The organism is Cupriavidus sp. 30B13, from assembly GCF_049059565.2.
Classification (GTDB): domain Bacteria; phylum Pseudomonadota; class Gammaproteobacteria; order Burkholderiales; family Burkholderiaceae; genus Cupriavidus.
In genome coordinates, this window is the sequence record NZ_CP188223.1 from 2,992,452 (window position 1) to 3,013,560 (window position 21,109).

18 protein-coding genes and 1 tRNA gene are annotated in these 21,109 nt (G+C 68.5%); 6 read left to right on the forward strand and 13 right to left on the reverse strand.

Annotation, left to right across the window (positions count from 1 at the left end; translation table 11 throughout):
• Positions 1–18 precede the first annotated feature (18 nt).
• Complete coding sequence (gene gluQRS / locus ACKI2N_RS13785) at positions 19–927, forward strand: tRNA glutamyl-Q(34) synthetase GluQRS (RefSeq protein ID WP_420993214.1); 909 nt, start codon at positions 19–21, stop codon at positions 925–927.
• Positions 928–985: 58 nt separating this feature from the next.
• Here gluQRS and ACKI2N_RS13790 read toward each other — a convergent pair whose 3' ends face one another.
• The 3 genes from ACKI2N_RS13790 to ACKI2N_RS13800 form a co-directional block, all read right to left on the reverse strand.
• Complete coding sequence (locus tag ACKI2N_RS13790; protein WP_420993215.1) at positions 986–2,524, reverse strand: DEAD/DEAH box helicase; 1,539 nt, start codon at positions 2,522–2,524, stop codon at positions 986–988.
• A gap of 496 nt (positions 2,525–3,020) precedes the next feature.
• Complete coding sequence (locus tag ACKI2N_RS13795) at positions 3,021–4,019, reverse strand: Bug family tripartite tricarboxylate transporter substrate binding protein (protein WP_420993216.1); 999 nt, start codon at positions 4,017–4,019, stop codon at positions 3,021–3,023.
• Between the two features lie 204 nt (positions 4,020–4,223).
• Positions 4,224–5,873: an acyl CoA:acetate/3-ketoacid CoA transferase gene (locus ACKI2N_RS13800; RefSeq protein WP_420993217.1), complete on the reverse strand. Its 1,650-nt coding sequence runs from the start codon at positions 5,871–5,873 to the stop codon at positions 4,224–4,226.
• A 153-nt stretch (positions 5,874–6,026) separates the two neighbouring features.
• Between ACKI2N_RS13800 and ACKI2N_RS13805 the strand changes: the two genes are divergently transcribed.
• Positions 6,027–6,830, forward strand: a complete 804-nt coding sequence (locus tag ACKI2N_RS13805) for an IclR family transcriptional regulator domain-containing protein (RefSeq protein WP_420993218.1) — start codon at positions 6,027–6,029, stop codon at positions 6,828–6,830.
• A gap of 19 nt (positions 6,831–6,849) precedes the next feature.
• On the opposite strand, the gene ACKI2N_RS13810 is transcribed toward ACKI2N_RS13805, so the two are convergent.
• Together ACKI2N_RS13810 and ACKI2N_RS13815 are read right to left on the reverse strand one after the other, a co-directional pair.
• Positions 6,850–7,548 carry an SDR family oxidoreductase gene (locus ACKI2N_RS13810; RefSeq protein WP_420993219.1) on the reverse strand — a complete coding sequence of 233 codons (699 nt, stop codon included), beginning with the start codon at positions 7,546–7,548 and terminating at the stop codon, positions 6,850–6,852.
• A gap of 55 nt (positions 7,549–7,603) precedes the next feature.
• On the reverse strand, positions 7,604–8,470 hold the full coding sequence (locus tag ACKI2N_RS13815; protein WP_420993220.1) for an NmrA family NAD(P)-binding protein: 867 nt from the start codon (positions 8,468–8,470) through the stop codon (positions 7,604–7,606).
• Positions 8,471–8,579: 109 nt separating this feature from the next.
• Between ACKI2N_RS13815 and ACKI2N_RS13820 the strand changes: the two genes are divergently transcribed.
• Positions 8,580–9,488 carry a LysR family transcriptional regulator gene (locus tag ACKI2N_RS13820; RefSeq protein ID WP_420993221.1) on the forward strand — a complete coding sequence of 303 codons (909 nt, stop codon included), beginning with the start codon at positions 8,580–8,582 and terminating at the stop codon, positions 9,486–9,488.
• A 71-nt stretch (positions 9,489–9,559) separates the two neighbouring features.
• The gene (locus ACKI2N_RS13825) at positions 9,560–10,027 is read left to right on the forward strand and encodes a hypothetical protein (RefSeq protein WP_420993222.1); all 468 of its coding nucleotides are present in this window, start codon (positions 9,560–9,562) and stop codon (positions 10,025–10,027) included.
• A gap of 28 nt (positions 10,028–10,055) precedes the next feature.
• Here the strand turns inward: ACKI2N_RS13825 and ACKI2N_RS13830 are convergent, their stop codons facing one another.
• Both ACKI2N_RS13830 and ACKI2N_RS13835 read right to left on the reverse strand, forming a co-directional pair.
• Entirely contained in the window at positions 10,056–11,030 is a 975-nt protein-coding gene (locus ACKI2N_RS13830) for a tripartite tricarboxylate transporter substrate-binding protein (RefSeq protein WP_420993223.1), read from the reverse strand.
• Positions 11,031–11,158: 128 nt separating this feature from the next.
• Complete coding sequence (locus ACKI2N_RS13835) at positions 11,159–12,625, reverse strand: alpha/beta hydrolase (protein WP_420993224.1); 1,467 nt, start codon at positions 12,623–12,625, stop codon at positions 11,159–11,161.
• A gap of 239 nt (positions 12,626–12,864) precedes the next feature.
• On the opposite strand from ACKI2N_RS13835, the gene ACKI2N_RS13840 reads away from it, so the two are divergent.
• Positions 12,865–13,665 (forward strand): IclR family transcriptional regulator, encoded by an 801-nt coding sequence (locus ACKI2N_RS13840; RefSeq protein ID WP_420993225.1) that lies wholly within the window; start codon positions 12,865–12,867, stop codon positions 13,663–13,665.
• 283 nt (positions 13,666–13,948) lie between these two features.
• Here the strand turns inward: ACKI2N_RS13840 and ACKI2N_RS13845 are convergent.
• Both ACKI2N_RS13845 and rpoD read right to left on the reverse strand, forming a co-directional pair.
• Positions 13,949–14,027, reverse strand: a tRNA-Ile gene (locus ACKI2N_RS13845).
• Positions 14,028–14,062: 35 nt separating this feature from the next.
• Entirely contained in the window at positions 14,063–16,363 is a 2,301-nt protein-coding gene (rpoD, locus tag ACKI2N_RS13850; protein WP_420993226.1) for an RNA polymerase sigma factor RpoD, read from the reverse strand.
• Between rpoD and ACKI2N_RS13855 the strand changes: the two genes are divergently transcribed.
• The gene (locus ACKI2N_RS13855) at positions 16,362–16,727 is read left to right on the forward strand and encodes a hypothetical protein (RefSeq protein WP_420993227.1); all 366 of its coding nucleotides are present in this window, start codon (positions 16,362–16,364) and stop codon (positions 16,725–16,727) included. The genes rpoD and ACKI2N_RS13855 overlap by 2 nt on opposite strands.
• A 119-nt stretch (positions 16,728–16,846) precedes the next feature.
• Here ACKI2N_RS13855 and dnaG read toward each other — a convergent pair whose 3' ends face one another.
• From dnaG to ACKI2N_RS13875, 4 genes are all read right to left on the reverse strand, one after another.
• A complete protein-coding gene (dnaG, locus tag ACKI2N_RS13860) occupies positions 16,847–18,661 on the reverse strand; it encodes a DNA primase (RefSeq protein WP_420993228.1) in 1,815 nt (604 codons plus the stop codon).
• Positions 18,662–18,882: 221 nt separating this feature from the next.
• Positions 18,883–19,332, reverse strand: coding sequence for a GatB/YqeY domain-containing protein (locus ACKI2N_RS13865; RefSeq protein ID WP_420993229.1), 450 nt, complete (start codon positions 19,330–19,332; stop codon positions 18,883–18,885).
• A 107-nt stretch (positions 19,333–19,439) separates the two neighbouring features.
• Positions 19,440–19,652 carry a 30S ribosomal protein S21 gene (gene rpsU, locus ACKI2N_RS13870; protein ID WP_017226050.1) on the reverse strand — a complete coding sequence of 71 codons (213 nt, stop codon included), beginning with the start codon at positions 19,650–19,652 and terminating at the stop codon, positions 19,440–19,442.
• Between the two features lie 132 nt (positions 19,653–19,784).
• Positions 19,785–21,059, reverse strand: a complete 1,275-nt coding sequence (locus ACKI2N_RS13875) for an NAD(P)/FAD-dependent oxidoreductase (RefSeq protein WP_426989802.1) — start codon at positions 21,057–21,059, stop codon at positions 19,785–19,787.
• Between the last annotated feature and the right edge of the window lie 50 nt (positions 21,060–21,109).

A 21,109-nucleotide genomic window follows, 5' to 3' on the forward strand; every position in this document is an offset into this window, starting at 1 on the left:
CTTCGCGACGACGTTCCGATGACGTTCCACGTTCCGGACCCGGCGCCCGGCTACCGCGGCCGCTTCGCGCCCTCGCCCACCGGCCCGCTGCACATGGGCTCGCTGGTCACCGCGCTGGCCAGCTGGCTCGACGCGCGCGCGCACCGCGGCCGCTGGCTGGTGCGCATCGAAGACATCGACTACCCGCGCTGCGTGCGCGGCGCCGACCAGCAGATCCTGCACACGCTGGCGCGCCTCGGCCTGCATGCCGACGAGCCGCCGCAGTGGCAAAGCCGCCGCGAGATGCTGTACGCCGAGGCGCTGCGCCGGCTCGACGCCGGCCACCATACCTACCCGTGCGGCTGCTCGCGCAAGGAGATCGCCGACTCGCTGCTGCACGCGCGCGAGCGCCACCAGACGCTCGGCTATCCCGGCACCTGCCGCGACGGCCTGCACGGCAAGCCGCCGCGCGCCTGGCGCGTGCGCGTGCCCGATGGCGAGGCCGCCGTGATCTGCTTCGACGACCGCTGGCAGGGACGGCAATGCCAGGACCTGGCGACCGAACTGGGCGATTTCGTGCTGCGCCGCGCCGATGGCCTGTGGGCCTACCAGCTCGCGGTGGTGGTGGACGACGGGCAGCAGGGCATCACCCACGTCGTGCGCGGCGCCGACCTGCTCGACTCCACGCCGCGCCAGATCTACCTGCAGCGCCTGCTGGAACTGCCCACCCCGTCATACCTGCACGTGCCAGTGGTGACCAACGCGGACGGGGAAAAGCTCAGCAAGCAAAGCGGCGCGCAAGCCATCGACGCGATGGCGCCGCTGGACGCGCTGCGCGCGGCGGGCGCGCACCTGGGCCTGGCGAGCGGGGCGGAATCGGTGGAGAGCTGGCTGGCGGAGACGACCGCCGCATGGCAGGCGCTGCCAGAACGGCGGCGCCGGGAGTGAGGCTTGGCGGCGGCCCGCCGGCGCGCGCCGCCGCTCAGCGGATCAACGGATCAGCGGATCAGGACTTGCGCGGCACGCCGCCCAGCAGGGCCGCGAGCGGGCGCTTCGGCGCGGGACGGCCGCGGCCGAAGGCGGCGGCGTTGTTGTCCGACGCCTCGGGCTGCGCGGCGGCAGCGCCGCCGCTGGGTTCGTAGGGCCGCGAGAAGAACGGATCGTCGGACGGACGGAACGCATTGCGCGAACTGGCCGGATCGTGCCGGCGCGGACGCGGCTCCTCGTCGCCGCCGTTGCGCGAGCGGCGCACATCGGAGCGGGAGTCGGCGCGCGAGTCGGTGCGGCCGCGGCGGCGTTCGCCTTCCTCGGCGCGGGCATGCGCGCCGGTGGGATCGAACCCCTCCAGCGCGCCGCGCGGAATGCTGCGCTTGAGCAGCTTCTCGATATCCACCAGCAGGCGCTCGTCGCTGGGAACATAGATCGACAGCGCGTCGCCGGTGGCGCCGGCGCGGCCGGTGCGGCCGATGCGGTGCACATAGTCTTCGGCGCTGAACGGCAGGTCGAAGTTGATCACGCACGGCATGTCGGGGATGTCCAGGCCGCGCGCCGCCACGTCGGTGGCGACCAGCGCGTCGATGGTGCCCTGCTTGAAACCTTCGAGCGTCTGCATGCGCTCGGTCTGGGTCTTGTCGCCGTGGATGGCGGCGGCGTTGATGCCTTCGCGCTCGAGGTGGCGGGCCAGCCGCGAGCAGCCGATCTTGCTGTTGACGAAGACGATGCACTGGCGCGACAGGCCTTCGCCGGCGCGCTTCTTCAGCAGGTGCACCACGGCGGCCTGCTTGTGGCCGTCCTCGACCTGGAACACGGACTGGCGCACGTTCTCGTTGGCCGAGTTGCTGCGCGCCACTTCGATCGTGACCGGCTGGCGCAGGTAGCTCGAAGCCAGGCGCTTGATCTCGGCGGAGAAGGTGGCCGAGAACAGCAGCGTCTGGCGCTGCGCCGGCAGCAGGTTGATGATGCGCTGCAGGTCCGGCAGGAAGCCCATGTCGAGCATGCGGTCGGCTTCGTCGAGCACCAGCATCTGCACCTGCGACAGGTTCACCGACTTCTGCTGCACGTGGTCGAGCAGGCGGCCCGGGGTGGCCACCAGGATTTCCACGCCGCGGCGCAGGGCCTCGGTCTGCGGATTCATGTCGACGCCGCCGAACACCACCGTGCTGCGCAGGTCGGTGTGCTTGGCGTAGCGGGCCACGTTGTCGTAGACCTGGTCGGCCAGCTCGCGCGTGGGCGTCAGCATCAGCGCGCGCACCGGGTGGCGGGCCGGCGACGCGCTGGCGCTGGACAGCGGCAGCAGGCGCTGGATGATCGGCAGCGCGAAGCCGGCGGTCTTGCCGGTGCCGGTCTGGGCCGCGCCCATCACGTCCTTGCCCAGCAGCACCACCGGGATCGCCTGCGCCTGGATCGGCGTGGGCTTGGTGTAGCCCTGCTCGGTCAGCGCGCGCAGGATGCGCGCGTCGAGCCCGAAGCTGTCGAAGGTGATCTCTGGGGTGGTCTGGTCGGCGGAGGTGGTCTGGCCGGCGGTCTCGGTGGTCGTAGTCGTCATGGTTTCCGTGTCTTGCAGTAGGCGAACCCGGCGCCAACGGACACGCGTCTTGAACCGAGCGGGGAAGATCTGCGCATGGATTGGGGACCCGGCTGGACGACCTGATTCGCCGCCGCTTGCCGCGCTGCCAGTGCCTTTCGCGGGCGAATTCTCCCGCGAGATCAATAGCTCATGTAAATCAAAGACTTAGATTGTAGCACCAGAGCCCCTCCGATGGGTAGTGCAGGAGTGGCGCATCAGGCAGTCTAGGCAACGTGGATTTCAGATGCGTGTCAGCGGGCCAGGCAACCTTGCGGTATGCGTGCAGATGCGCACGGATATCCGGACGCCGGCGGCGCGCATGGCAAACAAGGCACTTTGGTGGCCATCGCCGCCGGCGGGGAGCGGAAATGAAAAAGCCGCCGGGATCTCGTCCGGCGGCCTGCGGCTGCTTCGATTTGCTTCAATGGCGCCGATCGCTCCAGCCCAGGCGGCAACCCGGGCCGCATCGCGGCGCTCAGTCGCCCTTGATGCCGTTGTCCTGGATCACCTTGCCCCACTTCTTGTAGTCGTTGCGCATGCGCGCGGCCAGTTGCTCGGGCGGCATGTAGGCGGCCACCGTGCCCGCGCCGAGCATCTTCTCCTGCACCACCGGATCGGCCAGCGCCGCCTTGAGTTCGGCCGACAGCCTGGCGATCACGTCCTTGGGCGTGCCGGCGGGGGCCAGCAGGCCACCCCAGGCGGTCGCCTCGAAGCCGGGAAAGCCCTGCTCCGCCACGGTCTTCACGTCGGGCGTGAAGCTCACCCGCCTGGCCGAACCGACCGCGATGGGGCGCAGCTTGCCGGCCTTGATCTGCGGCAGCGCCGCGATCATGTCCGAGAACATCATCGGCACCTGGCCCGCCAGCAGGTCGGAGATCGCCGGCGCGCTGCCCTTGTACGGCACGTGCTGCACGTCGAAATGCCCGAGGCTCTTGAGCAGCTCGGTGGAAAGGTGGCCGAAGCTGCCGTTGCCGGCGCTGGTGTAGTTGAGCGCGCCGGGCCTGACCTTGGCGCGCGCGATGTACTGCTGCAGGTCGGTCACGTCGGGCATGGCCTGCGGATTGACCACCATGACGATGGGCAGGTCGTAGGCGGCGCCGACCGGCGTGAAGTCCTTGAAAATGTCGTAGCCCTTGCGGGCGATCAGGTGCGGCGCCAGCAGCGTGGGCGTGGCCAGCACCATCAGCGTGTAGCCGTCGGGCGCGCTCTTGGCCACGGCTTCGGCGCCGATCGTGCCCGAAGCGCCGGGGCGGTTGTCCACCACCACGGTCTGCTTGAGCGCTTCGCCCATCTTCTGGCCGATGATGCGCGCGGCGGTGTCGGTGGGCCCGCCCGGCGGGAACGGCACCACCAGCCGGATCGGCTTGGAGGGATAGGCGTCGGCGAATGCCTGCGATGCGCACAGCGGCAAGGCGGCGGCCAGGATGGCCGCGCCCGCGCGGCGCGTGAAAGTACGGCGGCTTGTCTTCTGCATGATAGATAGGAAACGTAATCCGGCAATGGCGCGGCCGGCCCCAGGGCCCGCGCGCGTCGGCGATCCAGCAAACTGCTGACAGGAAAGACAGGACAAGGCTTCGATGGTCTCCTCCATGGCCGGTCATGGCCGGCCCTTGTTTTTTCCGGTGACTTTTCCGGTGATGGCGGACGGGGCCAAGGCCCGCTCGCCATCCGTGTGCCTTCAGAGCTTCAGCGGACCGGGACGGAACAGGCAGGCATCCATCACGCGCAGGTCGGACGCCACCGCGATCCCGGTGGCGCACTGGTCCAGCACGTCGCGCTGCAGATCGATGCCGGGGGCGATCTCGACCAGCGTCAGGCGCTCGGCGCCGATCGCGTCGGGACGCATCTCGAACACCGCGCGCTCGGTGATGTAGAGCACGGGCACGCCCATCGACGCCACGTAGGGGCCGTTGAAGCTGAGATGCGAGACATGCGGCACGATCTTCTTGACGCGGCCTTCGCGCGCGATGCGCAGCGCGCCGTCCTCGACGCGCACGTCGAGCCCGCCGGCCGTGAGCGTGCCGACGAAGATCACCGCCTTGGCACTCTGCGTGATATTGATGAAGCCGCCGACGCCGGCGATCAGCGCTTCGCCGCCCTCGCCGAACTTGCTGACGTTGACGTTGCCCTGGCCATCCAGCTCGGCCAGGCCAAGGATGGCCAGGTCGATGCCGCCGCCCTCGTAGAAGTCGAACTGCGACGGCTGGTCGATCACCGCCTCCGGATAGGCGGAGGCGCCGAAGCTCAGGCCGTCGGCCGGCGTGCCGCCGACGGGGCCCGCTTCCACCGTCAGCGTGAAGCCGTCGAGGCCGGCCTCGGCCGCCAGCATGCCGACCGCGGCCGGCATGCCCACGCCGAGGTTGACCACGCGCGGCTGGCGGCGCGCCAGCTCGAGCGCCGCGCGCCGCTGCACGATGGTGCGCGCGTCGGGCGCCACATCGGGCGCCGCATCGGGCGCCGCATCGGCCGGCGCGGCGGGGGCGGCCGCGCTGGCCGCCTCGCCCCGCCAGGGCATCACGTAGGCCGGATTGAAGGTTTCCGCGAAGGTCATCTGGTGATGCGCGGGGTCTTCGCTCACCACCACGTAGTCGACCAGGATGCCGGGCACGTGGATGGCCTGCAGGTTGTCATGGTGGTCCACCAGCGACTCCACCTGCGCGATCACGATGCCGCCCGAATTGTGCGCGGCCTGCGCCATCGCCAGCAGTTCGTGGTGGAAGGCTTCGCGGTGCGTGCTGAGGTTGCCGCGGCTGTCGGCGGCAGTGCAGCGGATCAGCGCGCAATCGAGGCGGAAGCTCGGGTAGAACAGGTATTCGTCGCCGCGGAACTCGATCGCCTCGACCCAGTTGGCGCGGTTCTGCGCGATGGCCCGCTGCGCGCTGCGGTTGATGGCGCCGCCGTGGTAGCGGCTGTCCTGCGCCGTGCGCGGATCGACGAAGGTGTGCAGGCCGATCTTGCTCATCACGCCGGGCTTGCCGCCCGCGATGGCGCGATACAGGTGCGTGAGCACGCCCTGCGGCAGGTTGTAGCCCTCGCATTGCTCGGCCAGCGCCAGCGCGGCCAGCCGCGTGGCCGAACGCCAGTGCCCGCCGACGATGCTGCGCGTCATGCCGGCGTTGCCGAAGTGATTGACGCCGCGCGCGCCGCGGTCGCCCTGCCCCGCCGAGTACACCAGCGTCAGGTCGCGCGGCAGGCCGCTTTCCAGGAAGCGCCGCTCGAGCGCGCTGGTCACGGCTTCGGCATGGCCGGCGCCCACGAAACCGGCGCTTGCCACGGTCCACTGCGATTGCACGAGCGCAGCAGCCTGCTGCGCGCTGATGACCTTCATGGCTGTCTCCGTCTGTTCTTTCCGCCCGCTCTTCGCCGGGCGTCGATCCTGCGAACAAATGTTCGCAAAACGCATATCATACGGAGTCATGCCCGCATCGCGCAAGTGCGTGCAAGGCACTAGAATCCCCCTGTTTCCGCTTTTTGCCCGCCCATGACCCGATCCGACCCGGCGCCCGCGCCCGCCGCCGACCCGCAAGAAAAGAGCGAACTGCTCGATTCCCTGACCAAGGGACTGGCGCTGCTGCGGCTGTTCGCCTCGGGCGCCGGCAGCCTGACCATGCAGGAAGTGGCCGAGCAGCTCGACGTTACCCGCGCGGCGGCGCGCCGCCTGCTGCTCACGCTGCAGCACAACGGCTACCTCGCGCAGGACGGCCGCGAGTTCTTCATCACGCCGCGCGTGATGGACCTGGGTTATGCATATTTCGCCTCGATGGACCTGCCGCGGCTGGCCGGCCCCTACCTGAAGGCGCTCGCCGAGCAGGCCGGCGAAACCTGCTCGCTGGGCGTGCTCGACGGCGAATCGGTGGCGCTGGTGGCGCGCGAAGAGCCGCAGCAGATGCTGCGCGTGGACATGGGCGTCGGCCGCCGCATGCCCGCCTATGCGCATTCGCTCGGGCGCGTGCTGCTGGCCGGGCTGGACGACGATGCGCTCGAGGCGTACCTCGCCGGCGCGCAGCTGCGCAAGCTCACGCCGTTTACCGTCAGCTCGCGCGCGGCGCTGGCGCGTACCCTCAGGCAGGTGCGCAGCCGCGGCTACTGCACGCTGGTCAGCGAGCTCGTGGACGGCTACGCCGGCATCTCGGTGCCGCTGCGCACGGCCTCGGGCAAGGTGGTGGCGGGCCTGGGCTTCAGCATGGTGCTGGGCAGCCGCGACGAGGCCCATCTCGAACAGCGCTACCTGCCGGCGCTGCAGCGCGCGGCGCAGGAGATCGAGGCCGTGCTGCGCACGCGCTGAGGCCCCGGGAACCGGCACGCTACCAGGGCAGGATCTCGTTCCTGTAGTTGACGTACACCAGTCCCGGCGTGCCGCGCCGGAACTCGATCGCGTCGGCCACGCCTGGCATGCTGGTCTCGATGTCGAGCGGCGCGTCCGCCCCGCCCATGTCGGTGCGCACCCAGCCCGGCGCCACGACGTAGTGCGTGCGCGTGTCGCCGGCACGCCGCGCCACCAGGCTGCGCATCAGGGTGTTGAGCGCGGCCTTGCTGGCGCGGTAGACCTCCCAGCCGCCGTCGTCGTTCAACGCCACGCTGCCCAGCTCGGACGACATCACCGCGATGCGTCCGTCGGGCGCCACCAGCGGCGCGAGCGCCTCGACCACGCGCACCGGGCTCAGCGCATTGGTCACCATCACCCGGTTGAACTCGTCCGTCGATACCGCGCCGGCCGGCGCGGCGGGGTCGTTGGAGACGCCGGCATTGACGAACAGCAGATCCAGCCGCCGGCCGTCCAGGCGCGTGGCGAGCCTCGCCACCGCCTCGGGCCGGGTGATGTCGACCTGCTCGATCTCCAGCGCGCCGCCGGCCTCGGCGCGCAGGCGGTGCAGCGGCGTATCGCCGCCGCCGTCGCGCACGGTGCCGATCACGCGCCAGCCGCGGCGCAGGTATTCACGCGCCAGGCCCCAGCCGAGACCGCGCGAAGCGCCCACGATCAGGGCGGTGGAAGTTGTCTTCATGGCATGACTCCGGAAAGAAAGGAAAGCAAGTCAGGTGACGCCGGTGGGCCGGCTCTCACTGCGCGCGCTCCACCAGCGACGCGAGCGCCGTCTGCAGCGGCACGATGCCCTTGCGCGTCTGCGCCTCGGCGGCTTCGAAGCGGATCCAGCCGGCATTGAAGCCGTCCAGCATCTGCATGCGCGGCACGGGATTGTTCATGCCTTGCGCACGGAACAGCGCCTCCCATTCGCCGCGCGGCAGCGCCCGCGCCTTGACCTCGCGGCCCAGCGCCACCGACAGCGCGGCGGCAAGTTCCAGCGGCGTGACGCGGCGCGGGCCTTCCAGCTCCACCACCCGGGTGCCCTCCCACGACTGCTGCAGCAGTTCCGCCGCGACGCGGCCGACGTCGGCCGTCGCCACCATCGGCACCGGCTGGTCCAGCGGCTGCAGGAAGCTGGCCATCACGCCGGTCGCGCGCGCCTGCTCGATGTCCCACAGCGTGTTTTCCACGAACCAGCCCGCGCGCAGGAACGCCACCGGCATCGGCAGCGTGCCCAGCTCGCGCTCCATATGGGAAAGCTGCTGCAGCAGGTTGGGCTCGGCCGCCTGCGCGCCGATGGTCGACAGGCACACCACGCGCGGCGGGCGCGCGGCCAGCAGCGCTGCGCGCAGCGCGGCCACCACGCGGCGCGACTCCGACAGGTCCGGCGAGGGATCGTAGACCGGAGGCAGCAGCACGAACACGCCCTCGGCGCCGCTGAACGCACGCTGCAGCGCCTGCGCATCGTTCATGTCGGCCAGCGCCACCTCGCAGCCCTGCGCGGCCCACCCGGCACCCTTATGCTGCGAACGCACCACCGCGCGCACATCCTTGCCCGCGGACAACAGCGCGCGCGCCAGCACGCCACCCACTTGCCCGGTAATCCCAGTCAACGCAAACATCGTCATCTCCGCTCGGTTGCGGCACATGCCGCGGTGACTGGATTGTGGTTGCCGGCGCGGGATTTCGCGATAACATGTCCGTCACTTGACTGATGACTGCGAGGCATCGATGAGCTTCGATGAGCGCATCCTGGACGGTGTCGGCGTACTGCTGGCCGTGATCGACAACGGCAGCTTCGCGCGCGCCTCCGAGACGCTGGACATGACGCAATCCGGCGTGAGCCGCGCCATCGCGCGGCTCGAGGCGCGGCTCGGCATCCGCCTGTTCGACCGCACCACGCGCGCCGTCACGCTGACCGACGACGGCCGCCGCTTCTACGAGGAAATGCTGCCGCTGCTGGCGCAGCTGGAAGAAACCACCGCCTCGGCGGCAAAAGGCGTGAGCGCCGTGCGCGGCCGGCTGCGCGTCAACATCGACCCGCTCTTCTCGCGGCTGGTGATTGCTCCGCGCCTGGGCGCGTTCGTCGAGGACCACCCCGACCTCACGCTCGACCTGGTCACGCGCGACAACCTCGGCGACATGATCGGCGACGGCTTCGACCTGGCGTTCCGCTTCGGCTTTCCGCGCGCCTCCACGCTGGTGGCGCGCAAGCTGCTCGACATCCCGGTGCTGACCGTGGCGGCGCCCTCGTACCTCAAGCGGCACGGCGCGCCCGCCGCCCCGGCCGATCTCGAAAGCGGCGCCCATGCCTGCATCCACTTCCGCGACCCGGAAACGGGGCGGCCCTTCCCGTGGGAATTCCATCGCGGCGACGAGCGCATCCTCGTGCAGGCCAGGGGGCGGCTGATCGTCAACGATGTCGGCACCATGCACAGCGTCTGCATGGCCGGCTACGGCATCGCGCAGATCCTCCAGCTCGGCGCCGAAAGCCTGCTGGCCGACGGCCGGCTGGTGCCGGTGCTGACCGACTGGCCCGAGGAGCGCTTCCCGCTGTACGCGCTCTATCCCTCGCGGCACCATCTGCCGGCCAAGGTGCGGGCCTTCATCGACTTCGTGGCGTCATTGTGCGAACGCTAGCGGGCTGCAGGCGCGGCGCGCCGGCGGCATAATCGACGTCCCGGCTCCCGCCGCTCCAGAAGGACAAGAACGTGCCATTCATCATTGCCGGCTTCGCCCTGCTCGGCGCCCTCATCTACGGCGCGGTCCGGCTCTACGCAGCCGTGGACGCCATGTCCGGCCCGCTGGCCGGCGCGGCGGCGGTGGCCGCGGGCGTGGCGCTGCTGGCCGCGCTGGCCGCCGGCCTGCTGCGGCGCTACCGCGCCATCCACGGCAAGACGGTCGACGGGGCACGCGTCGTGTCGCTGGCCGGCCCGTGGGGCAGCGTCCGCATCGATGCCGACAACAAGCGCGGCTATCTCGATGTCGGCGGGCAGCAGGCGAAATTCCTGTTCGCCGATATCGCCGGCGCCCAGGCCACGGACAACGGCGGCAGGTGGACGCTCGCACTGCGCCTCGAGCACAACGCGCAAGCCAGCTGGGAGATACCGGTGGCGAACCGCAAGGAAGCACGGCGCTGGGAAAAGATTCTCGGGCTGGCGGCAGCGCAGAAGCTTTAGGCGGCGGGCGGGGCCGCGGCTGTCCGGCCTACCGGCCCAGTCCCAGCTTCTCCACCACGGCCTTTTCCTGCCGCATCGTTTCCGCCGCGTACTTCTGGTAGCTCGCGCCGTCCATGTAGTAGGTCTCCATGTCGAAGCGGGCCAGCGATTCGCGGTAGTTCGGCATTTCCATCGCCTTCTTGAACGCGTCGTGCAGCACCTTCACGACCTTCGGATCGGTGCCCTTCGGCGCCGCCAGCCCGAACGGGGAGTTCTGCGCGAAGTCGATGCCGGACTCCTTGAGCGTCGGCACGCCGGGATACCGCGCCGAGCGCTTCTCGCCCCAGGTCGACAGCAGACGCAGCTTGCCCTGGTCCACATAGGGCGCCCATCCCGGCGTGTCGGCCACGGACATCACGTGGCCGCCGAGCACCGCCTGCAGCGACTCCGAATTCCCCTTGTAGGGAATATGGCTCAGTTCCACCCCGGTGCTCATCGCGATCTGCTCCATGGTCAGGTGCAGCGTGGTCAGCGGGCCGGGCGTGCCGTAGGTCAGCTTGCCCGGATTGGCGCGCGCGTAGGCGATGTAGTCCTGCATGGTCTTGATGGGCGAGTCGGCCGGCACCACCAGCCCGAACGAGTAGCCGGCCAGGTTGATGACGTAGGTGAGGTCCTTGACCGGATCCCAGTTGATCTTGGTGGTGAACGGCAGCCGGAATACCGGCAGCGGCACCTGCGCCAGCGTGTAGCCGTCGGCGGGCGTGCTCTGCATGATCTGGGCCGGCAGCACGCCGCCGGCGCCGGGCTTGTTTTCGATGATGACGGGCTGCCCCAGGATCTTCGAGGCGTTTTCCGCGAGCACGCGGAACGGGACGTCCGTCGAGCCGCCGGCGGTGTAGCCGATCAGCACCCGGACCGGCTTGCCGGGAAAGGCCTCGGTCTGCGCGTGCGAGGCGAAGGCCGCGATGCCGAGGCCCAGCGCCAGCCCGCGGGCCAGCTGTGCAATGCGTTGGTGTGCGCTCATGAGAAGGGAGAAGAGAAGGAAGAAGGTGGCAACCTCAAGTGGATGACGGCGGCGAGGCGGAAGCGCCCGGCGCCTGCCGGCGCTCTCCCGCGCGCGCCGGGCCGCACGACACGGCCCGGCGCCGCCGGTCAGATCGGCCCGCAGGTGCCGACGCGCGGCGTGCTGGAGAACCTGCAGCCGAAATTCGGATCGGCAACCGCCGTGGCGTCCAGCACGTCGTCGCCGTCCGGCTTGACGCCGTTCTGCTCCCAGTTGGTCATCGCCTGGAACGCGTCGGTCTGCTCGGCATCGGTGAAATCGCAGTGGCTGAAGCCCCGGATCGCGCGCTGCACCAGCCATTGCGAGGTGCCCGCGGCGAGCGCGCGGCGCTTGTAGATCTGCTCCATGCTGAACGGCACGTACATGTCGCCGAGCGTGTGGATGGTCACCACCGGCACGCCGATGCGCGCGTTGGTCTTCGGGAACCAGCGCAGGCCGTCGCGCCGCAGGCGGTTGGACTCCGGATCTGCGGCCAGGCGGTAAGCGGCATCGTTGAAGACCTGCTCCTGCGGCGAGAGCGCCGGGTCGCTGTCGAACTGGTAGACGATGCCGCGCGTGTCGTAGCCGTCGCGGTTGAGAATGCCGTTGATGGTGCCGTCGCGCCCGAACGTACCCCACGCGGTGTTGGTCATGCTGCCGGCAAAACCCTCGTTGAACATCGGCCGCTCGCCGCCGGTGAGGTTCTTGACGATGGCCTTGAGCTTGTCGCCCTGCGCGGTGGTCGTTGCCGGGAAGGCGGTAAACAGCGCGGCCTGCACGATCGGCGCGATCTGTGCCCAGTTGGCGGCGGGCCAGCTCGTGACGGGCAGGCCCGCGAGCTGCTGCGCCGCGATCTGGTACGCGCCGAAGTAGTTGTAGAGCTCGGTGTCGCCGAGCACGCCGCACATCGGCACGGCGCCGTCGTAGCGGACCTTGTGGTTGGCGGTCTCCACGGCTTCGGCATCGACCGCCGCGGCGGCGACGTGCCCGCCCATCGAGGTGCCGATGATGTACGTCTTGGTGGGCGCGGCCAGCACGCGGCCGTTCTTGCCGGCGATGTCGCGGAACGCCAGCGCGAGCGCGTTGGTGTCCTCGATGCCCGCGCGCACGTCGTAGTAGTTGCGCGAGAAGCTCGACGCCGCCCACGCATATCCCTGGGCGATCAGGTGAGCCCGAATGGTCGGGCTGGCCCCCGTCAGCGTGGTGCCGGTGCCGGCATAGCCGTGCGCGTACATCACCAGCATGCCGTTCCAGTTGCGCGGCACCTCGATGCGATAGCCGGCCCCTTCCAGCACGCCCCACCAGCGGTCGGTGTCGGGCGCGGCGGGGAGCGCGGCGAACGGCAGCGTGGCTTCGTCGACCGTGAAGACGCGGCTGTCCTGCGCCCGGACTTCCTCCGGCTTGACGGTGGGAGGTGCCTCGGGTTGCGGCGCGGCGGGACCGGCCGGCGCCGGCGCGGGGCCTTGCGCGACGGTATCGTCGCCGCCGCAGCCGCCCAGCGCCAGCACACTCGCCGAGGCAATGCCGATCAAAGCGCAAAGCGCGGCCTTACGGCCCGCCTGAAGGGGTCGTTTCATAATGTCTCCTCATTTGTTTTATTGAATTCACCGAGATATTCCGCCGTGCGGAATTTTTTCTTAATCTGGGCCGGCGTCTCTCTCGATTTCCGATAGTCTAGGTTTCCCCGATTAAAAGTAAAGCGTGTTGTGCCTAACATAGCGCAATCCCGTATAAGAACGGAATTACTTGTTCCGCTGCGCGAAATTTCCAGTTCCATGGGCGCCGCATTCCGCCGCGCAATGCCAGGAGGACCATCGTGGGCCGCACCAAACAACTCGATTTCGAGCAGGGCGAATCCAATCGCCGCTTCGTCACGGCGCTGGCGCGCGGCCTCGACGTGCTCACCTGCTTCAAGGTCGACGAGAAGTGGCTGACCAATACGGAAATCGCGCGCCGCACCGGCCTGCCCAAGGCGACCATCGCGCGCCTGGCCTACACGCTCTGCGTGCTGGGCTACCTGCGCTACTCCACCGACAGCGGCAAATACGCGCTCGGCGACAGCATGGCGGCGCTGGGCATCACCATGGCCGCCAATATCAAGCTGCGCCGCATCGCGCGGCCTTACATGCAGGAGCTTGCCGAACAGTGCAATGCCTCGGTATCGCTCGGCGTGCGGCACGGCCTGACCGTGGTCTACGTGGAAAACTGCCGCTCCACCGCCCCGCTTTCGCTGGGGCTCGACATCGGCGCGCAGATCCCCATCGCCAGCACGGCGATGGGCCGCGCCCTGCTATGCGTGCTGGATACGCGCGAGCGCGAGCGGCTGCTGCACCAGCTGCGCGCGAACGAGCCCGGCGAATGGACGGCCCAGCAAGGCGCGCTCGACGCCGCGTTCTCGCATTGGCGCCAGCGCGGCTTCACGATGTCCGTGCGTGAATGGGAGAGCGACATCAGCGCCGTCGGCGCGGCCATCCGGCTCGCCGATGGCAATGTGGTCGCGTTCAATGTCGGCGGCCCGGCGGCCAAGCTCAGGCGCAGCGTGCTGGAACAGGACATCGGCCCGCGGCTGGCGCGGATGGTGCGGGGGCTGGAGGGGCTGGTGCGCAACGAGGAATAGCCAGTGCCCGGATATGATCCGCATTTTCGGCTGGCGGTGCACACCGGCATAATCAATTGATGCGCAATTTCGGTCAATGCGATTTCGCCTTTATCCTGGCGGAACTCCATTCACCCCGATTAAAAGATAATCCACCATGCAAGGGGCCCGGCTTCAGACCGGCTTGCGGGCCGGTGCGGGACAATTCTCGAATCAGGAGCGCCCGCCGCCGCCCTGCCAGGCAGAGAACTTGCCAGCGCACAAAAGAAAAGGCCCCACGAAAATCCGTGGGGCCTTTCAACATTGGTGGGCCTCCCGTGAGTCGAACACGGCACCAACGGATTATGAGTCCGCTGCTCTAACCAGGCATGAGCTAGAGGCCCTGGAAAGTCAGACCGGCGCGCAATCCGCGCTCCGGTCAGCTACCTTCGAGGAAACTCTTCAGCTTGTCGGAGCGGCTCGGGTGGCGCAGCTTGCGCAGTGCCTTGGCTTCGATCTGGCGGATCCGTTCGCGGGTGACGTCGAACTGCTTGCCGACTTCTTCCAGCGTGTGGTCCGTGCTCATTTCGATGCCGAAGCGCATGCGCAGGACCTTGGCTTCGCGCGGCGTGAGCGAGTCCAGCACGTCCTTGACGACGTCGCGCATGGAGCCGTGCAGCGCCGCTTCGGCCGGGGCCAGCGTGTTGGTGTCTTCGATGAAGTCGCCCAGGTGGGAGTCGTCGTCGTCGCCGATCGGCGTTTCCATGGAGATCGGCTCCTTGGCGATCTTCATGATCTTGCGGATCTTGTCTTCCGGCATCTCCATCTTCTCGGCCAGCGTTGCCGGATCCGGCTCGTTGCCGGTTTCCTGCAGGATCTGGCGCGAGATGCGGTTCATCTTGTTGATCGTTTCGATCATGTGCACCGGGATGCGGATGGTGCGCGCCTGGTCGGCGATCGAACGCGTGATGGCCTGGCGGATCCACCACGTGGCGTACGTCGAGAACTTGTAGCCGCGGCGGTATTCGAACTTGTCCACCGCCTTCATCAGGCCGATGTTGCCTTCCTGGATCAGGTCGAGGAACTGCAGGCCGCGGTTGGTGTACTTCTTGGCGATCGAGATCACGAGGCGCAGGTTGGCCTCGGTCATTTCACGCTTGGCTTCGCGGGCGCGCTTCTCGCCTTCGGACATCTTGCGGTTGACGTCCTTCAGTTCCTTGAGCGGCAGCACCACGCGCGCCTGCAGGTCGATCAGCTTCTGCTGCAGCTCGTGCACGGCCGGCACGTTGCGCTCGACGATGGTGCTGTACCCCTTGCCGTCGTCGATGATGGTCTGGATCCAGTCGAGGTTGGTCTCGTTGCCCGGGAAGCGGGCGACGAAGTCCGCGCGCGGCATGCCGCACTTGTCGACCACGATCTTGAGGATGGAGCGCTCGAGCTTGCGCACTTCGTCCACCTGGCCGCGCAGCGTGTCGCACAGGCGCTCGACGTTGCGCGCGGTGAAGCGGATGCTCATCAGCTCGGCCTGGATGGCTTCCTGGGCCTTGACGTAGGCCTTGGACTTGTAGCCTTCCTTCTCGAACGAGCGGCGCATCTTGTCGAACTGCTCGGCGATCACGCGGAATTTCTCCAGCGCGGCCTGCTTCAGTTCTTCGAGCTGGCGGGCCGAGGCGGCCAGGCCGCCGGCATCGTCGTCCTCGTCCTCGTCGCCTTCCTCGTCGTCGTCCGACTCCACGTCTTCCTCGTCGGACGCAGCGGCGGCGACCGGGGCGCTGGCGGCGGCGGGCACGTCTTCCGCATTGGGATCGATCAGGCCGTCGACGAATTCGTCGATCTTGATCTCGTCGTTGGCGACGCGCTCGGCCAGGGCCAGGATTTCGGAGATGGTGACCGGGCAAGCCGAGATCGCCATGACCATGTCCTTCAGGCCGGCCTCGATGCGCTTGGCGATTTCGATTTCGCCTTCGCGCGTGAGCAGCTCCACCGTGCCCATCTCGCGCATGTACATGCGCACGGGGTCGGTGGTGCGGCCGAACTCGGAGTCCACCGTCGACAGCGCGGCCTCGGCTTCTTCCTCGGCTTCTTCCTCGCTGGTGGCCGACGGTGCGTTGTCGTTGAGCAGCAGGGTTTCCGCGTCGGGCGCCTGTTCGTAGACAGCGATGCCGATGTCGTTGAGCGTGGCGACCAGGGTGTCGATCGTTTCCGAATCGACCATGTCGTCCGGCAGGTGATCGTTGATTTCCGCGTAGGTCAGGTAACCGCGCGACTTGCCCAGCTTGATCAGCGCCTTGAGCTTCTGGCGGCGCGCTTCCAACTCTTCCTCGGTGCCCTGCTGGGTCGAGGCGAATTCCTTGAGCAGCGCCTTTTCCTTGGCCTTGCGGTCACGGGCTTTCTGCTTTTCGGTCTTGGGCGCCGCGGCGGCGGGTGCTGCCGCGGGCATATCGTCTTCGTAAAGCTCTTCAGTCACGTCGTCTGTGGTGCTGTCGTCGTGCTGCATGCCGGCCTTGGGCTTGCGGCCACGCTTCTTCGGCTCCGGCTTGACTGCCGGAGCGGCGGGACGCTCGGATGCAACGGGGGCGGAAGTGGTGACAGGCGCCTCGGCCTCGGACGCGGCGGCGGCCGTCCTGGCCCCTCCGGTCTTGGCGCTGGTCGCTGCCGTTCGCTTGCTCTCGACTTCGGTAATCTGCTGTTTCGCCACGGTGATACTCTTGCCTTTCACTGGTACAGATGCGGCGTGCATGCCGCTTGCATTGGCGCTATTGCCGCTCTCGCGTGCCGAAGTCGAGGGCCTCAAATTTTCGGATATGCGGGTTCCGGAGGAAGTGCTCGCCACGGGCGCCTTGGCGCTGCGGGCGGTCTTAGCTGGCACAGGCTGGGCTGGCGTCTTGACTGACGCGGCTGACTTCGCAGCCGCCGTTGATTTCACGGACGCCTTGCCGCTCCCCGCTTGGGGAGCTTTAGTGGAAACCTTTTCGGTTGCTTTGGCCTTTGCCATTGGCACGCTCACTTTCACCAGAACTGGAGAGAAAGATTTCGCTATCCAAACCGGCTATTGTAGCACGTTGCAGCTAGCCGGCTTCCCATCAGGTGAGGTTTTCACCTGAAAAATCAAGGCTTAAGCTCAGTACTGCCTCGCCCAGCCTTCACATGCCCTTCACAAATCCGCCGCCGGACCCACTACGGCGCACCTTGCCTGGCGCGCCGCGCGGGGCCCCGCGGGCCCTCATCCCAACTGCCGCCGGCGATTGATCTCGCTGACCAGCCAGCGCATGCGGCTCTTGGCCGCATCGTCGGCCGTGCCGGCGATCACCGCCGCCTGCAGGCCGTCGAGCTCGCGCCGCAGCGGCTCGGCCAGCAGCTTGGCGATGGCCGCCTCGAATTCCTGCCCCGCCGGCTCCTCTTCGATCTCTTCGCGCAGCACGGCAGCCCGCACATTGGCGTAGACCTCCGCATACGGCGACTGCGCCAGATGCTCGCTGAAGGCCGCGAAGTTCACTTCGCCGCGCAGCTCGTCGCAGGCGGACACCAGGTGCGCCAGCACTTCGGCGCCGGCCTGCTCGTCTTCCAGCAGCAGGGCGCGGCTGTCGGCGTCGAGCCGGACCGAAAGCTGCGGATAGCACATCAGCAACTGCAGCACGCGCTGTTCCAGGCCGGTCGGCGCCTGGCGCTTGGCGCGCGGCCGCGGCTGCGCGAAGCGGCCCACCCGCGCCGGGTCGCTGGCCAGGCCGCAGACCGCCTCGATCTCGGCCGGCGTGGTGCCGGTGGCGTCGGCCAGCTCGCGCACGATCTGCAGCCGCAGCCCGCCGGCCGGCATGGCCTGCAGCAGCGGCTTGGCCTCGTACTGGGCGCGCGCGCGGCCTTCGGGCTGGCGCAGGTCCTGGCCTTCGGCCACCACCTGCAGCAAGAAGCGCGACAGCGGCATGGCGTCGCGCACCTGCGCGGCAAAGGCATCGGTGCCCTGCTCGCGCACATAGCTGTCCGGGTCGTGCTCGGCGGGCAGGAACAGGAAGCGGATGGTCTTGTTGTCCGCGATATAGGGCAGGCAGGCCTCCAGCGCGCGCCGCGCGGCGCGGCGCCCCGCGGCGTCGCCGTCGAACGAGAACACCACGGCGTCGGTCTGGCGCAGCAGCTTCTGCACGTGCACCGGCGTGCACGCGGTGCCCAGCGTGGCCACCGCGTTGGCAAAGCCGAGCTGGGCCAGCGCAACCACGTCCATATAGCCTTCGACCACCAAAACGTAGCCGGTTTCCCGGATCGCGTGGCGCGCCTCGAATAAGCCATACAGTTCGGTGCCCTTGCTGAACAAGGGCGTTTCGGGCGAATTCAGGTATTTGGGCTCGCCCTGCCCCATCACCCGCCCGCCGAAGCCGATGACCTGGCCCTTGGTGCTGCGGATGGGGAACATGATGCGGTCGCGGAAGCGGTCGTAGCGGCGCGGCTTGCCGTCGGCATCGCGCTTGTCGCTGCTTTCGATCAGCAGGCCGGCCTCGACCAGCGGGCCGGCGATGGCGTCGTCGCGATAGCTGCCGAACACGGCCTCCAGGCCCTGCCAGTCGTCGGGCGCGTAGCCGAGCCCGAAATTCGCCGCGATCTCGCCGGTCAGCCCGCGCCCCTTGAGGTACTGGACCGCCTGCGGGGCGCCACGCAGCTGCTTGCGGTAGAAGTCGGTGGCGCGGGTCATGGCCTCGGACAGCGCCAGCGAGCGCGCCTGCTGCTCGGCGCGCTGGGCCGGCGGCAGGCGGTCGCGCTCCTCGGGCACCGACAGGCCGACCGACTGCGCCAGCTCGCGCACGGCATCGGGGTAGGACTGGCCGGAATACTCCATCAGGAAACCGATGGCGGAGCCATGCGCCCCGCACCCGAAGCAGTGATAGAACTGCTTGGTCGGCGACACGGTAAAGGACGGTGACTTCTCGTTGTGGAAGGGGCACAGCCCCATGAAGTTGGCGCCGCCCTTCTTCAACTGCACGTATTTGCCCACCACATCGACAATGTCGACACGGTTGAGCAGGTCCTGAATGAAGGATTGCGGAATCACCCGGCTTGTCGTCCTCGTGCCGGCGGCCCGTCGGGAGCGGGCGGCAGCGGTATGATCGTGTTGGAAGGCGTGACCGGCAGTGCGCTTTTCCGGTCCTTAACAATATATTGTAGTGCAGACGCAACGGATTGCAGGCAGTTCCGGCGTGGGGTGTCTGCCGAATGAGACGCAAAGCAGACTTTCTCCCGCGCCCGCGCGCCGCCGGCAACGCCCGCCGGCGCTCAGCGCGGCGCCAGCGCTGCCTTGACGAGGCCGGACACCGCGGTCATGTCGGCGCGCCCGGCCAGGCGGGGCTTGAGCACGGCCATGACCTTGCCCATGTCCTGCGGGCCGGCCGCGCCGCTCTCGGCCACGGCCTTCCGGACTTCCGCCGCCACTTCGTCGTCGGACAGGGCCGCCGGCATGTAGACCTTCAGCACTTCCACTTCCGCGCTTTCCTTGTCCGCCAGATCGGTGCGGCCGGCCTGCTGGAACTGGCTGATGGAATCCTTGCGCTGCTTGATCAGCTTGTCGATCACGGCCTGCACGGCGGCGTCGTCGAGCTCGATGCGCTCATCCACTTCCCGTTGCTTGATGGCTGCGAGCAGCAGGCGGATGGTGCCGAGGCGCTCGGACTCGCGGGCGCGCATGGCGGCCTTCATGTCTTCGCTGATACGGGCTTTGAGGGACATGGCTATCTTCCAGAAATGAGTGAGGCGGGGCGCTGTGCGGCCGCCAATGCAAAAACCCGCCGGAGCCTTGCCCACAGCGGGTTCTGATGCGAAAAACGAAGGAGCGCTCAGTACAGCTTCTTCGGCAGCATCTGGCTGCGGATGCGCTTGTAGTGGCGCTTCTCGGCAGCGGCCTTCTTGCGCTTGCGCTCGGCCGTCGGCTTTTCGTAGAACTCGCGAGCCCGCAACTCGGTGATCAAGCCATTCTTCTCGATGGTGCGCTTGAAACGGCGCATGGCGACTTCAAACGGCTCATTGTCTTTAAGGCGGATGGTAGTCATTGCTGAAATAAGTAGCAGTGGCAGTGCAGCGGTTGAACGCGCGGTTAGGCGGTCTTGCGAGGATTTTACGAAAACGCCAAGTATATCACAGCCTTTGTCAAGCCCGCATTGCACGAAATCCCCCTATCGGGGCTATGGCGCCCCCTGCGGAGCTGCCCGTGCCATTTCCGCGACGGACTGCCCCGCGGCCACGCCCGACGCCCATGCCCACTGGAAGTTGTAGCCGCCCAGCCAGCCGGTCACGTCGACCACTTCGCCGATGAAATAGAGGTTCGGCACCGCGCGCGCCATCATGCTCGTCGACGACAGCGACCGCGTATCCACGCCGCCCAGCGTCACCTCGGCCTTGCGGTAGCCCTCGGTGCCGGACGGCACCAGTTCCCAGCGGTTGAGGGCCGCGCCGAGCCGGCGTAGGGCCTTGTCGGGCATGTCGTGCAGCGGCTGGGCGCCGTTCAGGCCCGCCGCCGCGCACCAGGCATCGGCCAGCCGCGCCGGCAGGCGCTCGGCCAGCAGGTTGGCCAGGTGCTTGCGGCTGCTGCCCTTGTGCTCGAGCAGCCAGTCGCCGGCGTCGGCGCCGTCGAACAGGTCGATGGCGATGGGCGTGCCCGGGCGCCAGAAGCTGGAAATCTGCAGCACGGCGGGTCCGGACAGGCCCCGGTGGGTCCACAGCAGGTCTTCGCGGAAGGCGCCGGCCGCCTTGCCGCTGCCGGTGGCGATATCGACTTCCATCGAGACCCCGGCCAGCGGCGCGAACGGCGCCCAGCCCTGGCCGTCGAAGGTCAGCGGCACCAGCGCCGGGCGCGTGTCGACCATGCCCAGCCCGAACTGGCGCGCAATGCGGTAGCCCAGGTCGGTGGCGCCGATCTTGGGGATGGACAGGCCGCCGGTGGCCACCACCAGCGCGCCGGCGCGGATCGTCCCCTGCGTGGTCGCCAGCAGGAAATCGTCGCCTTCGCGGCGCACTTCTTCCACGCTGCAGCCGGTGCGCCAGGCCACGTTGCCGGCGCCGCATTCTGCGCGCAGCATCTCGATGACCTGCTCGGCGCTGTCATTGCAGAACAGCTGGCCGCGGTGCTTCTCATGCCAGTCGATCTCGTGGCGCCGCATCAGGCCGAGGAAGTCCTGCGGCGTGTAGCGCGCCAGCGCCGAGCGGCAAAAGTGCGGGTTGGCGGACAGGTAGTTGGCCGGCCCGGCCTGCAGGTTGGTGAAATTGCAGCGACCGCCGCCGGAGATGCGGATCTTCTCCGCCAGCTTCGTGGCATGGTCGACCAGCACCACGCTGGCGCCGCCCTGGCCCGCCACCGCGGCGCACATCATGCCCGCGGCGCCGGCGCCGAGCACCGCCACATCGAAGCGCCCGGCGCGCGCGCCGGCCGGCGCGGCTCCCGTGGTGTGCCTGCTGCTCATGTCCGTCCTGCCTGCTGAAGAAGCGGCGATTGTAGCGAAAAGCGGGGCCC